Source organism: Serratia sp. Nf2 (genome assembly GCF_003028435.1).
In the GTDB taxonomy this organism is placed as follows: Bacteria; Pseudomonadota; Gammaproteobacteria; order Enterobacterales; family Enterobacteriaceae; genus Serratia; species Serratia marcescens_L.
Genome location: NZ_PYTW01000008.1, coordinates 17783 through 35175, shown reverse-complemented (window position 1 = coordinate 35175; position 17393 = coordinate 17783). Strand labels below are relative to the sequence as shown.

Annotated in this window: 19 protein-coding genes; 8 read left to right on the top strand and 11 right to left on the bottom strand. The window is 60.4% G+C overall.

The features are described from left to right. Nucleotides 1–9 precede the first annotated feature (9 nt). The 4 genes from cysK (at nt 10) to crr (ending at nt 3968) form a co-directional block, all read left to right on the top strand. Entirely contained in the window at nt 10–978 is a 969-nt protein-coding gene (gene cysK, locus C9411_RS17485; RefSeq protein WP_063988897.1) for a cysteine synthase A, read from the top strand. Between the two features lie 399 nt (nt 979–1377). Further along, nucleotides 1378–1635, top strand: coding sequence for a phosphocarrier protein Hpr (gene ptsH / locus C9411_RS17480; protein ID WP_033635455.1), 258 nt, complete (start codon nt 1378–1380; stop codon nt 1633–1635). Between the two features lie 46 nt (nt 1636–1681). After that, nucleotides 1682–3409 (top strand): phosphoenolpyruvate-protein phosphotransferase PtsI, encoded by a 1728-nt coding sequence (gene ptsI, locus C9411_RS17475; protein ID WP_015378671.1) that lies wholly within the window; start codon nt 1682–1684, stop codon nt 3407–3409. Between the two features lie 49 nt (nt 3410–3458). After that, complete coding sequence (crr, locus tag C9411_RS17470) at nt 3459–3968, top strand: PTS glucose transporter subunit IIA (RefSeq protein WP_004936467.1); 510 nt, start codon at nt 3459–3461, stop codon at nt 3966–3968. 298 nt (nt 3969–4266) lie between these two features. Here crr and C9411_RS17465 read toward each other — a convergent pair whose 3' ends face one another. From C9411_RS17465 to C9411_RS17420, 10 genes are all read right to left on the bottom strand, one after another. Further along, the gene (locus tag C9411_RS17465; RefSeq protein WP_107227563.1) at nt 4267–5589 is read right to left on the bottom strand and encodes an ATP-binding protein; all 1323 of its coding nucleotides are present in this window, start codon (nt 5587–5589) and stop codon (nt 4267–4269) included. Between the two features lie 6 nt (nt 5590–5595). Further along, on the bottom strand, nt 5596–6276 hold the full coding sequence (locus C9411_RS17460) for a response regulator transcription factor (RefSeq protein ID WP_025303784.1): 681 nt from the start codon (nt 6274–6276) through the stop codon (nt 5596–5598). Nucleotides 6277–6533: 257 nt separating this feature from the next. After that, nucleotides 6534–7415, bottom strand: a complete 882-nt coding sequence (gene cysM, locus C9411_RS17455; protein WP_033638551.1) for a cysteine synthase CysM — start codon at nt 7413–7415, stop codon at nt 6534–6536. Between the two features lie 81 nt (nt 7416–7496). Continuing rightward, nucleotides 7497–8585, bottom strand: coding sequence for a sulfate/thiosulfate ABC transporter ATP-binding protein CysA (gene cysA / locus C9411_RS17450; RefSeq protein WP_107227562.1), 1089 nt, complete (start codon nt 8583–8585; stop codon nt 7497–7499). After that, nucleotides 8575–9450: a sulfate/thiosulfate ABC transporter permease CysW gene (gene cysW / locus C9411_RS17445; RefSeq protein WP_019453851.1), complete on the bottom strand. Its 876-nt coding sequence runs from the start codon at nt 9448–9450 to the stop codon at nt 8575–8577. Before cysW ends, cysA begins: the two co-directional genes overlap by 11 nt. Next, a complete protein-coding gene (gene cysT / locus C9411_RS17440; protein ID WP_019453852.1) occupies nt 9450–10289 on the bottom strand; it encodes a sulfate/thiosulfate ABC transporter permease CysT in 840 nt (279 codons plus the stop codon). The genes cysW and cysT overlap by 1 nt, the downstream gene beginning before the upstream one ends. Further along, complete coding sequence (locus C9411_RS17435; RefSeq protein ID WP_107227561.1) at nt 10290–11312, bottom strand: sulfate ABC transporter substrate-binding protein; 1023 nt, start codon at nt 11310–11312, stop codon at nt 10290–10292. A 201-nt stretch (nt 11313–11513) separates the two neighbouring features. Continuing rightward, nucleotides 11514–12413 (bottom strand): Dyp-type peroxidase, encoded by a 900-nt coding sequence (locus C9411_RS17430; protein ID WP_063988893.1) that lies wholly within the window; start codon nt 12411–12413, stop codon nt 11514–11516. Between the two features lie 182 nt (nt 12414–12595). Then, on the bottom strand, nt 12596–13183 hold the full coding sequence (locus tag C9411_RS17425; protein WP_063988892.1) for an RpoE-regulated lipoprotein: 588 nt from the start codon (nt 13181–13183) through the stop codon (nt 12596–12598). A 156-nt stretch (nt 13184–13339) separates the two neighbouring features. After that, nucleotides 13340–13804 carry a DUF2919 domain-containing protein gene (locus tag C9411_RS17420; RefSeq protein ID WP_063988891.1) on the bottom strand — a complete coding sequence of 155 codons (465 nt, stop codon included), beginning with the start codon at nt 13802–13804 and terminating at the stop codon, nt 13340–13342. A 175-nt stretch (nt 13805–13979) separates the two neighbouring features. Here C9411_RS17420 and C9411_RS17415 point away from each other — a divergent pair, with 175 nt between their 5' ends. After that, nucleotides 13980–14378: a YgiW/YdeI family stress tolerance OB fold protein gene (locus C9411_RS17415; protein ID WP_049213185.1), complete on the top strand. Its 399-nt coding sequence runs from the start codon at nt 13980–13982 to the stop codon at nt 14376–14378. Nucleotides 14379–14420: 42 nt separating this feature from the next. On the opposite strand, the gene C9411_RS17410 is transcribed toward C9411_RS17415, so the two are convergent. After that, nucleotides 14421–14846 (bottom strand): GNAT family acetyltransferase, encoded by a 426-nt coding sequence (locus tag C9411_RS17410; protein WP_004936504.1) that lies wholly within the window; start codon nt 14844–14846, stop codon nt 14421–14423. Between the two features lie 204 nt (nt 14847–15050). On the opposite strand from C9411_RS17410, the gene amiA reads away from it, so the two are divergent. From amiA to C9411_RS17395, 3 genes are all read left to right on the top strand, one after another. Further along, complete coding sequence (gene amiA / locus C9411_RS17405) at nt 15051–15932, top strand: N-acetylmuramoyl-L-alanine amidase AmiA (RefSeq protein WP_107227560.1); 882 nt, start codon at nt 15051–15053, stop codon at nt 15930–15932. Nucleotides 15933–15997: 65 nt separating this feature from the next. After that, nucleotides 15998–16918 carry an oxygen-dependent coproporphyrinogen oxidase gene (gene hemF / locus C9411_RS17400; protein WP_107227559.1) on the top strand — a complete coding sequence of 307 codons (921 nt, stop codon included), beginning with the start codon at nt 15998–16000 and terminating at the stop codon, nt 16916–16918. Further along, nucleotides 16918–17373, top strand: a complete 456-nt coding sequence (locus C9411_RS17395) for a YaiI/YqxD family protein (protein WP_004936514.1) — start codon at nt 16918–16920, stop codon at nt 17371–17373. Before hemF ends, C9411_RS17395 begins: the two co-directional genes overlap by 1 nt. Nucleotides 17374–17393: the final 20 nt, after the last annotated feature.

Here is a 17393-nt window from a genome sequence, read left to right as displayed (position 1 = left end):
GGACGGGCTATGAGCAAGATATATGAAGACAACTCATTAACAATCGGCCATACGCCGCTGGTTCGTCTGAACCGTATCGGCAACGGACGCATTCTGGCCAAGGTTGAATCACGCAACCCGAGCTTCAGCGTCAAATGCCGCATCGGTGCCAATATGATTTGGGATGCGGAACAACGCGGCGTACTGACCGCCGGTAAAGAGCTGGTGGAGCCGACCAGCGGCAATACCGGCATCGCGCTGGCCTTCGTGGCCGCCGCGCGCGGTTACAAGCTGACGCTGACCATGCCGGAAACCATGAGCATCGAGCGCCGCAAGCTGCTCAAGGCGCTGGGCGCCAATTTGGTGCTGACCGAAGGGGCGAAAGGCATGAAAGGCGCTATCGCCAAAGCCGAAGAGATCGTCGCCACCGACCCGAACCGTTACCTGATCCTGCAACAGTTCAGCAACCCGGCCAACCCGGCCATCCATGAAAAAACCACCGGCCCGGAAATCTGGGAAGACACCGATGGCGACGTCGACGTGTTCATCTCCGGCGTCGGCACCGGCGGCACGCTGACCGGCGTCAGCCGCTACATCAAGCACACCAAAGGCAAGGCCATCACCACCGTGGCGGTCGAGCCGACCGACTCGCCGGTCATCAGCCAGGCGCTGGCCGGTGAAGAGCTGAAACCGGGCCCGCACAAGATCCAGGGCATCGGCGCCGGCTTCATTCCGGGCAACCTCGATCTGGACCTGGTGGATCGCGTCGAGAAAGTCTCCAACGACGAAGCCATCAGCATGGCGCGTCGCCTGATGGACGAAGAAGGCATTCTGGCGGGCATCTCCTCCGGCGCAGCGGTTGCGGCGGCGGTGAAACTGGCCGAAGAACCGGCGTTCGCCGACAAGACCATCGTGGTGATCCTGCCCTCTTCCGGCGAACGTTACCTGAGCACCGCGCTGTTTGCCGATCTGTTCACCGAGCAGGAATTGCAGCAGTAATTCCGCCACTGCACAAATCGCTAAAAAAGCACCCTGCGGGGTGCTTTTTTGTGGACTGGATCAAACTTTATAGCAGTCCAAGATTGCTTTTGCCCGTCGGCTTTAGTATTTAACGGTGCATTATTTCGATGCGCAAAATTAATCACCCCCTGAGCCCGGCCAAGGCTGAATCGATTTACTCATCTGTCGCCGACGCGTCGAATCGGGCATAATGGGGAGCGGATTGGAACGACGTCTAAAGCCGAGTTTTTTGATCTGAAGTGCCTAACGCGTCGTTTTCTGTTGCATCAACGTTCGCCCCTGTCCATAGTCAGGCGCTATAACCAGACAAGCTAAAGTCAGGCCCCTGGGCTAAACTTTAGCTCCACAACATTAATCCAATAAGTTGGGGAAACATCAATGTTCCAGCAAGAAGTTACTATTACCGCTCCGAATGGTCTGCATACTCGCCCTGCCGCTCAGTTCGTTAAAGAAGCCAAAGGCTTCGCGTCTGACATCACCGTGACCTCCAACGGCAAAAGCGCCAGCGCTAAAAGCCTGTTCAAACTGCAAACTCTGGGGCTGACTCAAGGGACCGTAGTGACCATCTCAGCTGAAGGTGAAGACGAGCAGAAAGCCGTTGAGCACTTGGTAAAACTGATGGCAGAGCTTGAGTAATCGGCCCGTCTTTTTAGTTAACACCAGTCAAGAGTAAGGTAGGGTTATGATTTCAGGCATTTTAGTATCACCGGGCATCGCTTTTGGTAAGGCTCTCTTGCTGAAAGAAGACGACATCGTCATCAACCGGAAGAAAATCTCTGCTGATCAAGTAGAGCAGGAAGTCTCGCGTTTTCTGGCCGGCCGCGCGAAAGCGTCCGAACAGCTGGAAGCGATCAAGACCAAAGCTGGCGAAACCTTCGGCGAAGAGAAGGAAGCTATCTTCGAAGGCCACATCATGTTGCTGGAAGACGAAGAGCTTGAGCAGGAAATCATAGCCCTAATCAAAGACGATCTGGCCTCCGCAGACGCCGCCGCCTACACCGTGATCGAAGGTCAGGCGAAAGCGCTGGAAGAGCTGGACGACGAATACCTGAAAGAACGCGCCGCCGACGTGCGCGACATCGGTAAGCGCCTGCTGCAGAACATCCTGGGCATGCCGATCGTCGATCTGGGCTCCATTCAGGACGAAGTGATCCTGGTGGCCACCGATCTGACCCCGTCCGAGACCGCGCAGTTGAACCTGGACAAAGTGCTGGGCTTCATTACCGATCTCGGCGGCCGGACTTCCCACACCTCTATCATGGCGCGCTCCCTGGAGCTGCCGGCGATCGTCGGTACCAGCGACGTGACCAAGCAGGTGAAAAACGACGACTACCTGATTCTGGATGCGGTTAACAACAAAATTTACGTTAACCCGACTGCTGACGTTATCGATCAGCTGAAAGCCGCCCAAAACCAATACATCACCGAGAAAAACGATCTGGCCAAGCTGAAGGACCTGCCGGCGATTACGCTGGACGGCCATCAGGTTGAAGTCTGCGCCAACATCGGCACCGTGCGCGACGTCGCGGGTGCAGAGCGCAACGGCGCGGAAGGCGTCGGCCTGTATCGTACCGAATTCCTGTTCATGGACCGCGACTCGCTGCCGACCGAAGACGAGCAGTTCCAGGCTTATAAAGCCGTGGCGGAAGCCATGGGCTCGCAGGCCGTGATCGTCCGCACCATGGACATCGGCGGCGACAAAGACCTGCCGTACATGAACCTGCCGAAGGAAGAGAACCCGTTCCTCGGCTGGCGCGCCATCCGCATCGCGATGGACCGCCGTGAAATCCTGCACGCCCAGCTGCGCGCCATCCTGCGCGCTTCGGCGTTCGGCAAACTGCGCATCATGTTCCCGATGATCATCTCCGTGGAAGAAGTGCGCGATCTGAAAGGCGAAATCGAGACGCTGAAAGCGCAGCTGCGCGAAGAAGGCAAGGCGTTTGACGAGAGCATCGAAGTGGGCGTGATGGTGGAAACACCGGCTGCGGCGGTCATCGCTCATCACCTGGCGAAAGAAGTCGACTTCTTTAGTATTGGGACAAACGATCTAACCCAGTATACTCTGGCGGTAGATCGCGGCAACGAGCTGATTTCTCATCTCTATAACCCGATGTCCCCATCAGTGCTTGGCCTGATCAAACAGGTTATTGATGCATCTCACGCGGAAGGCAAGTGGACCGGCATGTGCGGCGAACTGGCTGGCGATGAGCGTGCTACACTGTTGTTATTGGGCATGGGGCTGGATGAGTTCAGCATGAGTGCGATTTCAATCCCGCGCATCAAGAAAATTATTCGTAACACGAATTTCGAAGATGTGAAGGCGTTGGCAGCGCAGGCCTTGGCACAGCCAACGGCACAAGACCTGATGAATTGCGTCAATAAATTCATCGAAGAAAAAACGCTCTGCTAAACTTCCACGACACTGGAACGCCGCCCAATTTAATGCTTAGGAGAAGATCATGGGTTTGTTCGATAAACTGAAATCTCTGGTTTCTGATGACAAGAAAGACACGGGCACTATCGAGATCGTCGCTCCCCTTTCTGGCGAAATCGTCAATATCGAAGATGTGCCGGACGTAGTGTTCGCTGAAAAAATCGTTGGCGACGGTATCGCTATTAAACCGGCCGGCAACAAAATGGTTGCTCCGGTTGACGGCACCATCGGCAAGATTTTCGAAACCAACCATGCATTCTCTATCGAATCCGACAGCGGCATTGAGCTGTTCGTCCACTTCGGCATCGATACCGTAGAACTGAAAGGCGAAGGCTTCAAACGCATCGCCGAAGAAGGTCAGCGCGTCAAGAAAGGTGACGTGGTTATCGAGTTCAACCTGCCACTGCTGGAAGAGAAAGCCAAGTCTACCCTGACGCCGGTCGTTATCTCCAACATGGACGAGATCAAAGAGCTGATCAAACTGTCCGGCAGCGTGACCGTTGGCGAAACCCCGATCATCCGCATCAAGAAGTAAGCGCGGATGAGCAAGAAAAACGGCGCCCTCGGCGCCGTTTTTTTATCCCCTTCGTCTTTCGAACCGCAGCGTTGTTGGCCGCACGTGCTCACCCCGGTCACTTACTGGAGTAAGCTCCCGGGGATTCCCCCGCTTGCCGCCTAGCTGCAATTCGAAACCCTTTGGGTATACCGCGGATAATAGACGTTATCGGCGCAGGCAGTTTGAACATGGACAGCGCGCAACCTTCGGAGCGTACACGCAGTACGTGACGAAGGCGAGCACTGCCCTAGTTCAAAATGGCAAGTAAGATAGTCTATTATTGCCAGCGCGGGATGCGCAGGGTTATGACCAGCCCCTCTTTATCGCCGTTGCGCGCCTCAACCTGGCCGCCGTGCGCCAGTACCACCTTGCGGGTGATCGCCAGCCCCAGGCCGTAGCCCTTGCCCGACAGCGCCGACTTCACGCGCACGAACGGATCGAAGATGCTCGACAGCTTCGCCTCCTCGACTCCCGGCCCCTGATCGCTGACCGCGATCTGGAACTGATTATCGACGCGCGTCAGCGCCACCGTCACCCGCTGGCCGTGGCTGGAAAAGCGCAGCGCATTGCGCACGATGTTGTCCACCGCTCGCCGCATCAGCTCCGCATTGCCCTTGACGGTGTACTCCACGTCCGACTCGGCCTGCAGCACGATATCCACGCCGGGCACCTGCGCCTCATAGCGCGCATCGCTCACCACCGCATCCACCAGGCCGTACAGATCGAAATACTCCTCGTCCGGCAGGCTGCTGTGTTCGGTTCGCGACAACGCCAGCAGCTCGCCGATCATTTTGTCCAGCCGCCCCGATTCGTGTTCGATGCGCTTGAGCGAGGTTTCGACGTTGCCGGCATTCTGCCGTGCCAGGCCGATCGCCAACTGCAGGCGCGCCAGCGGCGAACGCAGCTCGTGCGAAACGTCGTGCAACAGCTGCTCGCGGGCGCTGACCAGCAGTTCCAGCCGCTCGGCCATGGTGTCGAAATCGCGCGCCACGTCGGACAGCTCGTCATGGCGGCGCCGCATCTTCGGGAACAGCCGCACCGACAGATCGCCCTGCGCCACCCGATCCAGACCGCCGCGCAGCTGACGCATCGGCCGGGTCAGGTTCCAGGCCAGCACGGCGCTGAACAGCAAACCGCCCAGCCCGCCGACCCACAGCATCGGCGCAGGAATGTTGAAGAAATGGGAGCGCCGCTCCGGCCGATACTCTTCCCGCAACCCGCGCACGTTATAACTCAGCCAGTATCCCTGCCCTTCCCCGGTCTGCACCCAGGCAGAGATCTCTTTCGGCATCCGCCGCCCTTCAAATGCCGGTTCTTCCGGCGTGGGCGGCGGTGGTTGAGTCATTGGCGTCACGGACAGCAAACGCCTGTCGTCCTCGGGCCAGTCGCGCATCAAGGCTTCCAGCGCCGGCATGCCGCCGCTGCGCAACTGGGTGGCGGCCGAGGTCAGCTGCAGGCCGATGACCCGCCGCGCCATGGCGTTCTCCGGCGGCACATAGCGATCGCCATAGAGAGAAAACGCCACCCACAGCGCCTGCGTCATGATGAGAAAGGTCAGCCAAAAGCCGAGCAAAATTTTCCAGAACAGTCTTCCGCGCATGTCAGATTACCGAATGCGATAGCCGATGCTACGCACCGTCTCAATGCTGAGCTTACTGCCGGCCAACGCGCTCAGCTTCTGGCGGATATTGCTGATGTGCACGTCCACGCTGCGATCATAGGCCTCACGCGGGCGCCCCAGCCCCTTCTCGGACAGCTCGTCCTTCGACACCACGCGATCCGGCGCGCGCAGCAACAGCTCCAACAGATTGAACTCCGAAGCGGTCAGATCAAACGCCTTACCGCGCCATTCGCTGCTGCGGGTTGAAGGGTTCAGCGTCAGCTCGCCGAAGCTGATGGCGGCCTCGTCGTCCGCCTCTTGCGGCCGCTCTTCGAAACGGCGCAGCACCGCACGCAGACGCGCCACCAATTCGCGCGGATAGCACGGTTTGGGCATGTAATCGTCGGCGCCCATCTCCAGGCCAATCACCCGATCGATGTTGTCGCCTTTGGCAGTCAGCATGATGATCGGCAGCCGGCTCTTTTTACGCACGTCGCGCAGCACGTCGATGCCGCTCATGTCCGGCAGCATGATGTCGAGGATCATCGCGGTATAGTCGCCCGACAGCGCGCCCTCTACCCCCGCCTTGCCGGTCAGCACCAGCGTGGCGTCGAAGCCTTCGCCCGTCAGGTATTCGCTCAGCATGGTGCCAAGCTCCAGGTCATCGTCGACCAGTAAAATTTTCATGCCTTGCTCCTTCACCGATTTTCGTTATTTTCCCGCCAATTCCGCCGGCCCGCAGCCGGTTTTACTCAATCCTTACACATCGCGGTTCGCGTCTCGCCATCGTTAGTGTGGCTGCTGTCGCGCAATTTCTCTACTTCTGTCAGGGTATTGGCATGCCGACAGGCGCCGGCCACCGCGCAGGCGGGCCGGCTATACCGTCGGTCAAAAGGGAAGTGAGAAGGGTTTTCCCGGCGGAACGCACCGCCGGGAGGGCACATTCAGTCGAACACGCCGGTGGAGAGGTAACGGTCACCGCGATCGCAGACGATCGCCACCACGACGCTGCCGGGATGGGCCGCCGCGACGCGCAGGGCGCCGGCTACCGCGCCGCCGGAGCTGACGCCGCAGAAGATGCCTTCACGCTGCGCCAGCTGGCGCATGGTCTGCTCGGCATCGCGCTGCTCGATATCCAGCACCTGATCCACCAGCTCCGGGCGGAAAATGCCCGGCAGGTAAGCGGGCGCCCAACGGCGAATGCCGGGGATGCTGCTGCCTTCTGCCGGCTGCAGGCCGATGATCTGTACCTGCGGATTCTGGCTCTTCAGGTAACCGCCCACGCCGGTAATGGTGCCGGTGGTGCCCATGCTGGAAACGAAGTGGGTGATGCGCCCTTCGGTCTGGCGCCAGATCTCCGGGCCGGTGGTGGTGAAATGGGCATAGGGATTGTCGAGATTATTGAACTGATCCAGCACCTTACCCTGCCCCTGGCGCTGCATCTCCAGCGCCAGATCGCGCGCCCCTTCCATTCCCTGTTCACGGCTGACCAGGATCAGCTCGGCACCGTAGGCGCGCATCGCCGCCTGCCGCTCCAGGCTCATGTTCTCCGGCATCAGTAGCTTCAGCGTATAGCCTTTCAATGCAGCAATCATCGCCAGCGCAATGCCGGTGTTGCCGCTGGTGGCCTCAATCAGCACGTCGCCGGGCTTGATCTCGCCGCGCAGCTCCGCCTGCTGGATCATCGCCAACGCAGCGCGATCCTTCACCGATCCCGCCGGGTTATTGCCTTCCAGTTTGACCCATACCTCGCTGCCCGCCTGGGCGGCCAGCCGTTGCAGTTGTACCAGCGGGGTGTTCCCGATGCATTGTTCGAGCGTTGTCACGATCTTTGCCTGTGTGTTGGTGTGCGTAAAGTAAAAAGGCAACCCGGGGGTTGCCTTGAAGAAAAGGGCTGCTAAAACCTATCAGGCGCTTTTGGCTAACGCAACAGGTTGCAGCAGTTGATCGCCGGCATACAGCCGCGCATTGAGGCTGCCAACGTAGTAACGGCCGCCGCGCACCGGCGTGGCGTTGCCCTCCGGCAGCACTAGGCTTATCGGTTCCTGATGCCAGCCGATCGGCTGCACCGTCAACTGCCAGAAATGGCCGCGCGGGCTGACTTCCAGCACCTGAACCGGCAGCGGGCAGCGCTCGCTGCTTTCGGTCGCCACTTCCATTTCCCACGGGCGCAGGAACAGATCGACGCTGCCCTGGTGCATCGGCTGGAACGACAGCGGCCACTGGTGCGCGCCGACGAACAGCTGAGAGCCGCGAATTTCGCCGTTCAGGCGGTTCACTTCCCCCATGAATTCCAGCACGAAACGGCTGGCCGGTTCGCGCATGATTTCGACCGGCGACCCGACCTGTTCGATATTGCCCTGGCTCATCACCACGATGCGGTCGGCCACTTCCATCGCCTCTTCCTGATCGTGGGTAACGAATACGCTGGTGAACTTCAGCTCTTCGTGCAGCTGACGCAGCCAACGGCGCAGCTCTTTGCGCACCTGTGCATCCAGCGCACCGAACGGTTCGTCCAGCAGCAGGATTTGCGGTTCCACCGCCAGGGCACGCGCCAGCGCCACGCGCTGTTTCTGGCCGCCGGACAGCTGCGACGGATAGCGGTTGGCCAGGTGGCCCAGCTGCACCATCTCCAGCAGTTGGGTGACTTTCTGTTTGATCGCCGCAGCGTTCGGCCGCTCGCGGCGCGGCAGCACGGTCAGGCCGAAAGCGATGTTGTCGAACACCGTCATGTGGCGGAACAGCGCATAGTGCTGAAACACGAAGCCCACGCGCCTGTCGCGCGCGTGCATGTAGCTGACGTCGGTGCCGTGGAAGCCCAGCTTGCCGCCGCTCTGACTTTCCAGCCCGGCGATGATGCGCAGCAGCGTGGTCTTGCCGGAACCGGACGGCCCGAGCAGCGCCACCATCTCGCCGGAAGCAATATCGAGCGAGATATCGTTCAATACCTTGGTGCGACCGAAGTACTTGTTGATGCCGTTAATCTCAATGCTCATGATTTTCCTCCCGCTCGAGACGCGCGTTTTGACGTTCCAGACGCCACTGCAGCGCGCTCTTCAAAAATAGGGTAACGATCGCCATCAGGGTCAACAGGGCGGCGGCGGTAAAGGAGCCGACGGTGTTGTAATCCTGCTGCAACAGCTCGACCTGCAGCGGCAGGCTGTAGGTTTCGCCGCGAATCGAACCGGACACCACCGACACCGCGCCGAACTCGCCGATGGCGCGCGCGTTGGTCAGCACCACGCCATACAGCAGCGCCCAGCGAATGTTGGGCAGCGTCACGCGGCGGAACATCTGCCAGCCGGACGCCCCCAGCAAAATGGCGGCCTCGTCTTCCTGGCTGCCCTGGCTGAGCATCATCGGCACCAGCTCGCGCACCACGAAGGGGCAGGTGACGAAAATGGTCACCAGCACCATGCCTGGCCAGGAGAACATGATCTGGATGTTATGCGCATCCAGCCAGCCGCCCAGCAGGCCGTTGCTGCCGTAAAACAGCAGGTAAATCAGCCCCGCCACCACAGGTGAAACGGCGAACGGGATATCGATCAGCGTCAGCAGCAGCTGGCGGCCGGGGAAGGTGAAGCGCGTCACCAGCCACGCCAGCAACGTGCCGAACACCAGGTTGAACGGCACGGTGATCAGCGCGATCAAGACCGTCAGCCAAATGGCGTGCAGCATGTCCGGATCGAGCAAGTTGCTCCACATCGCGCCGAATCCTTTGGAAAAGGCCTCGGCGAAAATCGACATCATCGGCACTACCAGCAGCAGCACCGAGAACAGCGCGCCGATGGCGATCAGCGTCCACTTGCCCCAGTTGACGCGCGGGCGCTCGGCGCCGTTGAAGGCGGAAACATCAGCCATCAGTGCCCTCCTCCCAAGCGTCTGCCGAAGCGGCTTTGCAATACGTTAATGCTGAACAGCAGCAGCAGCGACGCCGCCAGGATCACCGAGGCGATGGCGCTGGCCGCCGGGTAATCGAACTCCTGCAAACGCACAAAAATCATCAGCGAGGTCACTTCCGTCTTCCAGGCGATGTTGCCGGCGATGAAAATCACCGCGCCGAACTCGCCCAGGCTGCGGGTAAAGGAGATGGCGGTGCCGGCCAACAATGCCGGCGCCACCTCGGGCAGCACCACGCGGCGGAAGCTCTGCCAGCGCGTGGCGCCCAGCGTCTCGGCCGCCTCTTCGTATTCCGGCCCCAGCTCTTCCAGAACCGGCTGCACGGTGCGCACCACAAACGGCAGGCTGGTGAACGCCATCGCTACCGCGATCCCAAGCCAGGTAAAGGTGACCTTGATATCGAAGTGCGCCAGCCACTGACCATACCAGCCGGTGGTGGAAAACAGGCCGGCCAGCGTCAGGCCGGCCACCGCGGTCGGCAGCGCGAACGGCAGATCGATCAGGCCATCCAGCAGCGAGCGGCCGGGAAAACGGTAGCGCGTCAGGATCCAGGCCATCAGCATACCGAACACCGCATTGAACAGGCTGGCGACGCCGGCCGCCAGCAGCGTCACTTTATACGCCGCCACCACCTGCGGGTTGGAAATCACTTCCCAGTATTGTGCCAGGCTCATCTGCGCCAGCTGCATCACCAACGCGGTGAGCGGCAGCAGCAGGATCAAACAGGTATAAAACAGGCTGCTGCCGAGGCTGAGGCCAAATCCGGGCAGCACCCGCTTACTGGACGACAACGCCAACATTTACTTGCGCCCTGCCGCTAACAGCTGATCCAGCTCGCCGCCGGTGGCGAAGTGGGTTTTCATCACCTGCGGCCAGCCGCCGAATTGATCTTCCACGCGGAACAGTTGGGTGTCCGGAAATTGCCCCTTCGCGGCAGTCATCGCTTTCTGGTCGTACACGCGGTAGTAGAAGCTGGTGATCACCTGCTGCGCCGCCGGGCTGTAGAGATAGTTCAGATAAGCTTTGGCCGCCTGTTCGGTGCCGTTACGCTCGACGTTTTTGTCGACCCAGGCCACCGGGAATTCCGCCAGAATATCGACCGGCGGCACGATCACTTCGTACTTGTCTTCACCGTATTGCTTGCGGATGTTGTTTACTTCGGACTCGAAGCTGATCAGCACGTCGCCCAAGCCGCGTTCGACGAAGGTGGTGGTCGCGCCGCGGCCGCCGGTATCGAACACCAGCACGTTTTTCAGGAAGCGGGTCATGAAGGCGCGGGTCTTGGCCGCGTCGTTGCCGTCGGCCTGGCTGGCGGCGCCCCAGGCGGCCAGATAGGTGTAACGGCCGTTGCCGGAGGTTTTCGGGTTCGGGAACACCAGCTTCACGTCGTCGCGCACCAGATCGTTCCAGGTGTGGATGCCCTTCGGGTTGTCCTTGCGCACCAGAAACGCCATGGTGGAATAGAACGGCGAGCTGTTGTTTGGCAGGCGCGCCTGCCAGTCCGCTGGGATCAGCTGCCCGCGATCGTGCAGGATCTGCACGTCGGTGACCTGGTTGTACGTCACCACGTCGGCGCGCAAACCCTGCAGGATCGCCAGCGCCTGCTTCGACGAGCCGGCATGCGATTGTTTGATGGTCAGCTTGTCGTTCGGATGCTGTTGATTCCACTGCTGTTCAAAGCCGGGATTCAGCGCGACGAACAATTCACGGGAAACGTCATAAGAGCTGTTCAGCAATTCCGTCGCCGACGCGGCGCCGCTCGCCAACAGCGCAGCCGCCAGCCAACCTTTCAGCACGAGATTTTTAACCCGGTTTTGTTTCATTCTGCACCTTATCACTGAGTCATTCCTTCAGGCTTTCGCCTTATTGACGACCAGTGTATTTATAACTCGGTGCGGAGCTGTAACGCTTTTATATACCGTTTAGTGATTTACAAGCATCAAACGCTATAAGGCAGGGGGCACATGGCGTTTTCGGGGCGGGAAAACGGGCCGAAGCCGGGCGTGCCGGCTTCGGCAACGGCGTCAAAGTGACAGCAGGCGCGTCAGCGATGGCGCAAAGTAGTAGCTGCCGGTGACCGCGCGGCTGAAACGCAGCATCGCGTCGCGTTTGCCGTCCAGATCGCCGAACATGCTCAGCAGCTGCTGCTCGATATTGTGCAGGCGCGCGCAATACGCGATGAAGAACAGGCCGTGTTTGCCGCTGGCGGTGCCGTAAGGCAGGCTCTGGCGCAGAATTTTCAGGCCTTTGCCATCCTCTTTCAGATCGACGCGGCTGACGTGCGAGGTATCCGGGCGCTGATCGGCCGGCAGCTCTTCGCTGTCGTGCTTGGTGCGGCCAATGATCTGCTCCTGCTGTTCGGTGGTAAAGCGCTGCCACTGGCGCAGGTTGTGCTCGTAACGTTGCACCAGCACGTAGCTGCCGCCTGCGTCCTCTTCGCCTTCGGCGATCGTCGCCACTGCCGCGCGCTGCTCGCCCTGCGGGTTTTCGGTGCCGTCGATGAAGCCGCTCAGATCGCGCTCTTCCACCCAGCGGAAACCGTGGGTTTCTTCTTCAATCTTGATGACGTTGCCGAACGCCGCCAGCGCGGCCTGCGCCAGCGTGAAATTGACGTCGTGGCGCAGCGACTGGATGTGGATCAGCATGTCGCGCTGGGTGGCCGGCGCCAGCCCTTTGCCGAGCGGCGTGAACGGCTTCAGCTCTTGCGCGCCCTGGCCGCTGGAGAGATCGTGCCAGACGTCGTAGCCGAAAGCGATCACCGCGCCGAGGCGCGCATCGGGAAACTGCTGCTGCAGCTCGCTCAGCGTCTGACAAAACTGCTTGCAGCCCTGGCGCAAGTCGGCGAATTCGCCCTGTACGCTGGCTTCCATAAAAATGGCGAAACGGCAGTGCTCCAGCAGAATGCCGCTCTGAACCTGTGTCATGTTGTTATCCTCAATACCAGAATCCGGCAACAGGTAAGGTATGGCGGTTGACGCGCGGGTTCCCTGTTACAAACGCGCGCTATCATACCGCAAGCACGGGCGATTGCCTTGCAGCAGCGCAAAGAAAATAGGGGTAATGGCTTGAAAAGGCAGGCGCCGTGAACCGGCGCCCGTTGAACATATTACTGCTGCGGCTTGGCGTGCCAGATGATTTTGCTGACCGTCCAGCTTTTCAGGGTGTCGTCCGGCGGGATGATGTCCTGCGCCCCGGCCCACTTGCCGCTGAAGATGTAGGTAACGTACTTGCTCTGCTCCGCCACGCACTCCACTTTGCCGGCGTCTTCGCCGCTGCCCGGTTTACAGGAGCCGAACGCCTTGCTGTACATATCGCCGAACGGCGTGCCGAGCTTGTTGCCCCACTCCGTCGCCACTTTCGGATCCAGCACGTCCACCCGCTGTAGGCGCCCTTTCGGTTCACCGGTGATCACCAGCTTCACCTCGTCGCCGGACAGCGCCTGATAATAAGAGACGATCTGACCGTTGCTGGTCGCCATGCCGCCGCGCAGGCGGTAGTTGCCGTCCAGCCCGTCGTTGATGGCGCTTTCCGACATCGGCGTGCCGGCGTTGAGCTTGCCGACGCCCTTGGCACCGACCTCCAGGCTGCTGCCGAACCAGTTGAACGGCGACAGGCTGGACCAGGAGAAATTGGACATGCTCGAACAGCCGGTCAGTAACAGCGGAAGCCCTAACAACAGGGGGCGAATATTCATCTCTAGCTCCTTAAACATCAATGGCGCGGGGCGGTGGCCCGCCCTTGCCGCACTCGGCGTTTTGCTGCGTGCCAGCCTCTCACAACGGCCTGCACTACGCCAACGGTTGCCAGCTTGGAGTACGGAAAATGCGAAAAGTGCCGCACTTCTCGGCAATTAGTCGGCGTGCTCCGCCGGCGTAAAGCAGGCTTTCAGGCGCGCATTCAACAGCAGATAGCTCAGCGCCAGCGCATCGAGCAGCGCCAACGCCAGCTCCAGCCCCGGCGCATCGCCGTCCTGGCGCCACAGGCTGAACAGCGAGCCGCCGAGCGACGCCAGCACGGAGACAACCAGCCCCCAGCGCCAGCCGTGCCACAGCCGCGGCCATTGGTGGCGGCGGCCGCTCAGCAAAAACGCCAGCGCCGCTGGCAGACCGAGCAGCATGCCGTACCAAAAGCGTTGGGTATCCGGATAAAACAGCGCCAGCAAGCTTTCGCCCTGCTCACGCGAAGCGCCGGCCATCACGAACAGCAGCCAGGTGCGCGCCTGCAGAATCAGCACGGCCCAAAATCCCAGCGGCAGCCGCAGCGCGCCGTGCTGGTCGTAATCATCCGGGGAAAACTGGGGTGAGAATGGCTTCAACGATCGTTCCTTGCCAACAGAATAAAGACTATGGCTACAGATGGGCGCCGGCGATGGGAATTTCAATGCGTCGGCTTAAGAAGCTCTTAAGATCGGCGTGTTTTAATGCTTATCACTCAGCAAGCAACCCGATATCAGCGGGATGTAATTTTCGATAACGATAAGGAAGCGCAACATGAAAAAACTGACTCTGGCCGCTCTGATCGCGCTGTGCAGCGCACCGGTACTGGCGCAACAAGGCGGGTTCCTCGATCCGGCCGCGCCGCAGGCTCAAACGCAAACCACCGCACAAGGCGGTTTCTCCGGCCCCAGCGCGGCGCTGACCACCGTAGACAAGGTGAAATCGCTGAGCGACGACACCTGGGTGATGCTGCAGGGCAACATCGAGCAGCGCATCGGCGACGAAACCTATACCTTCCGCGACGCCACCGGCACCTTGACGGTCGATATCGACCGCAAACGCTGGAACGGCCAAACCGTGACGCCGAAAGACAAGGTACAGTTGGAAGGTAAAGTGGATAAAGACTGGAGCAGCGTCGAAGTGGACGTGAAAACCGTCAAAAAGCTGCCGTAATGCACTGCGGCGGGCGGTGCAACGCCGCCGCCCGCCGCTCGATCAATATTCCTGATCTTCGATCAGCCGCTTGCCCAGGCTGGTGATGCCCTGGATCTCATAGCCGAGCTTCTCGTACATCTCGACCACCGTGTCGTTGTCTTCGCGCACCATAATCTGGATTTTCGGGCAGCCGCGGGCGATCAACTTCTTCTCCAGACGGTTGATCAACGCATTGGCGATGCCGCGCCCGCGATAGTCGGGATGCACCCCGAGGTAATACGCCGAGCCGCGGTGGCCGTCATAGCCGCCCATCACCGAACCGACCACTTCGCCGCCGACTTCCGCCACCAGGAACAGCTCCGGATCGTGGTTCAGCTTGCGCTCGATGTCCATTTCCGGATCGTTCCAGGGCCGCAGCAGATCGCAGCGCTCCCACAGGGTAATGACCTCTTCAAAGTCGTCTTGTCGAAATACGCGAATTTCCATCGATGTTGGCCGCTGTTAATTAAGGTGTTTATCTGATTATCGCGTGATTATTCACTTACGCAATATCAAACTGCGATTTACCGCGCTATTTGCCCGGAAATCGCCGGTAACAGGCGTAATAAATGGAAATAGTTATCGGGTCGATTAATGATTATCAATACGATATAACGTCGCAAAATAGAATCGTCGATGGAGCGTTGCGTAATGAAAAAGCAGGGTAAACAATTCCTCAATTTTAAGCCGCTTGCCGTTTCCCCGACGCGACGCCAACTTTTGCTTTCCGGCCTGGCGGTGGCGCTGTTCGGCGTGAAAAACCACAGCGCCAGGGCGGAAGGCCTGCTGCGCAATCAGCACAGCAAGCCGGCGGCGAAACCGGCCGGCGGCAAAAAACGGGTGATGATCGATCCCGGCCACGGCGGCATCGACTCCGGCGCGGTCGGCCACGAAGGCTCGCAGGAAAAACACATCGTGCTGGAAATCGCCAACCACGTACGCCGTTTTCTGCATGAGCACGACCACGTCGAGGCGCGCCTGACGCGCGAAGAAGACGAGTTCATTCCGCTGTTCCAGCGGGTGGAGATCGCCCACCAGCACCAGGCCGACCTGTTCATTTCGATCCACGCCGACGGCTTTACCAGCCCATCGGCCTCCGGCGCTTCGGTGTTCGCCCTGTCCAACCGCGGCGCCAGCAGCGCCATGGCGCGCTACCTGTCCAACCGTGAAAACGCCGCCGACGACGTGGCAGGCGGCAAGTACAAAGATCAGGACAACTACCTGCAACAGGTGCTGTTCGATCTGGTGCAAACCGACACCATCAACAACAGCCTGACGCTCGGCCGCCACGTGCTCGGCCAAATTCGCCCGGTACACCACCTGCACAGCGACAGCACCGAACAGGCGGCGTTCGCGGTGTTGAAATCCCCGTCCATTCCCTCGGTGCTGGTGGAAACCTCGTTCATCACCAACCCGAACGAAGAGCGGCTGCTGGGCACCACCGCGTTTCGCGAGAAAATAGCCCGCGCCATCGCGGACGGCATCGTTAACTTCTTCGACTACTTCGACGCCCACCAGCGCAAACCCCGCTGATGCCGCGGGCGGCGAATAAGAGTATACTCAGCGCCTTGTTCAGCCAGACGCTATAAAGACCCCGCATGAGTTTACCTAACATCGCTGAAGTAAAATCCTTCCTGCTGGCGCTGCAGGATCACATCTGCGCGCAGCTCGCCCAGGCCGACGGCGGCGCCGTGTTCACCGAAGACCAATGGACGCGTGAAGAAGGCGGCGGTGGCCGCAGCCGCGTGCTGACCAACGGCGCGGTGTTCGAACAGGCGGGGGTCAACTTCTCGCACGTCTCCGGCGCCACCTTGCCGGCCTCGGCGACCGCGCACCGTCCGGAACTGGCTGGGCGCAGCTTCCAGGCGATGGGCGTCTCATTGGTTATCCACCCGCTCAGCCCCTACGTGCCCACCAGCCACGCTAACGTGCGTTTCTTCATCGCCGAAAAACCGGGCGAAGCGCCGGTGTGGTGGTTCGGCGGCGGCTTTGATCTGACGCCGTTCTACGGCTTCGAAGAGGACGCCGTGCACTGGCACCGCACCGCGGCCGATCTGTGTGCGCCGTTCGGCGACGAGGTCTACCCGAAATACAAACAGTGGTGCGACGATTACTTCTTCATCAAGCATCGCAACGAAGCACGCGGCATCGGCGGCCTGTTCTACGACGATCTGAACACCCCGGACTTCGACCACTGCTTCGCCTTCACCCGCGCGGTGGGCCAGGGCTTCCTCGACGCCTATCTGCCGATCGTCGAAAAACGCAAGGCCTTGACCTGGGGCGAGCGCGAGCGCCAGTTCCAGCTGTACCGCCGCGGCCGCTATGTGGAGTTCAACCTGGTGTGGGATCGCGGCACGCTGTTCGGGCTGCAAACCGGCGGGCGCACCGAGTCCATTCTGATGTCGATGCCGCCGCTGGTGCGTTGGGAATATAACTACCAGCCGGAAGGCGACAGCCCGGAAGCGGCGCTGGCGCGCGATTTCCTGCCGGTGCGCGACTGGCTGCAGGAGGCGAAATGATGCAGATTTGGGTCGATGCGGACGCCTGTCCGAACGTGATCAAAGAGGTGTTGTTCCGCGCCGCCGATCGTACCGCCATCACCGTGACGCTGGTGGCGAATCAGCCATTGCGCACGCCGCCCTCGAAGTACATTCGTTCGCTGCAGGTGGCGGCCGGCTTCGACGTGGCCGACAACGAGATCGTGCGCCGCTGCGAAGCGGGCGATCTGGTGATCACCGCCGATATCCCGCTGGCGGCGGAGGTGATAGAGAAAGGTGCGGTAGCGCTGAACCCGCGCGGCGAACGCTATACGCCGGACACCATCCGCGAGCGCCTCAACATGCGCGATTTTATGGATACCCTGCGCGCCAGCGGCATTCAGACCGGCGGCCCGAACGCCCTGAACCAGCGCGACCGCCAGCAGTTCGCCAACGAGCTGGATAAATGGCTGCTGCAGGCGAAACGGGCGCAGTGACTGCGCCCTGCTCTGCTGCG

What these genes read in the sequence shown, in the direction of transcription:
- ptsH (WP_033635455.1), top strand. Translation starts at nt 1,378, where the DNA reads ATGTTCCAGCAAGAAGTTACTATTACCGCTCCGAATGGTCTGCATACT.
- C9411_RS17460 (WP_025303784.1), bottom strand. Translation starts at nt 6,276, where the DNA reads ATGAAAATTTTACTGGTCGACGATGACCTGGAGCTTGGCACCATGCTG.
- cysW (WP_019453851.1), bottom strand. Translation starts at nt 9,450, where the DNA reads ATGGCTGATGTTTCCGCCTTCAACGGCGCCGAGCGCCCGCGCGTCAAC.
- C9411_RS17410 (WP_004936504.1), bottom strand. Translation starts at nt 14,846, where the DNA reads ATGGAAATTCGCGTATTTCGACAAGACGACTTTGAAGAGGTCATTACC.
- ptsI (WP_015378671.1), top strand. Translation starts at nt 1,682, where the DNA reads ATGATTTCAGGCATTTTAGTATCACCGGGCATCGCTTTTGGTAAGGCT.
- C9411_RS17430 (WP_063988893.1), bottom strand. Translation starts at nt 12,413, where the DNA reads ATGACACAGGTTCAGAGCGGCATTCTGCTGGAGCACTGCCGTTTCGCC.
- crr (WP_004936467.1), top strand. Translation starts at nt 3,459, where the DNA reads ATGGGTTTGTTCGATAAACTGAAATCTCTGGTTTCTGATGACAAGAAA.
- C9411_RS17425 (WP_063988892.1), bottom strand. Translation starts at nt 13,183, where the DNA reads ATGAATATTCGCCCCCTGTTGTTAGGGCTTCCGCTGTTACTGACCGGC.
- C9411_RS17415 (WP_049213185.1), top strand. Translation starts at nt 13,980, where the DNA reads ATGAAAAAACTGACTCTGGCCGCTCTGATCGCGCTGTGCAGCGCACCG.
- C9411_RS17435 (WP_107227561.1), bottom strand. Translation starts at nt 11,312, where the DNA reads ATGAAACAAAACCGGGTTAAAAATCTCGTGCTGAAAGGTTGGCTGGCG.
- cysA (WP_107227562.1), bottom strand. Translation starts at nt 8,585, where the DNA reads ATGAGCATTGAGATTAACGGCATCAACAAGTACTTCGGTCGCACCAAG.
- C9411_RS17395 (WP_004936514.1), top strand. Translation starts at nt 16,918, where the DNA reads ATGCAGATTTGGGTCGATGCGGACGCCTGTCCGAACGTGATCAAAGAG.
- hemF (WP_107227559.1), top strand. Translation starts at nt 15,998, where the DNA reads ATGAGTTTACCTAACATCGCTGAAGTAAAATCCTTCCTGCTGGCGCTG.
- C9411_RS17465 (WP_107227563.1), bottom strand. Translation starts at nt 5,589, where the DNA reads ATGCGCGGAAGACTGTTCTGGAAAATTTTGCTCGGCTTTTGGCTGACC.
- amiA (WP_107227560.1), top strand. Translation starts at nt 15,051, where the DNA reads ATGAAAAAGCAGGGTAAACAATTCCTCAATTTTAAGCCGCTTGCCGTT.
- cysK (WP_063988897.1), top strand. Translation starts at nt 10, where the DNA reads ATGAGCAAGATATATGAAGACAACTCATTAACAATCGGCCATACGCCG.
- cysT (WP_019453852.1), bottom strand. Translation starts at nt 10,289, where the DNA reads ATGTTGGCGTTGTCGTCCAGTAAGCGGGTGCTGCCCGGATTTGGCCTC.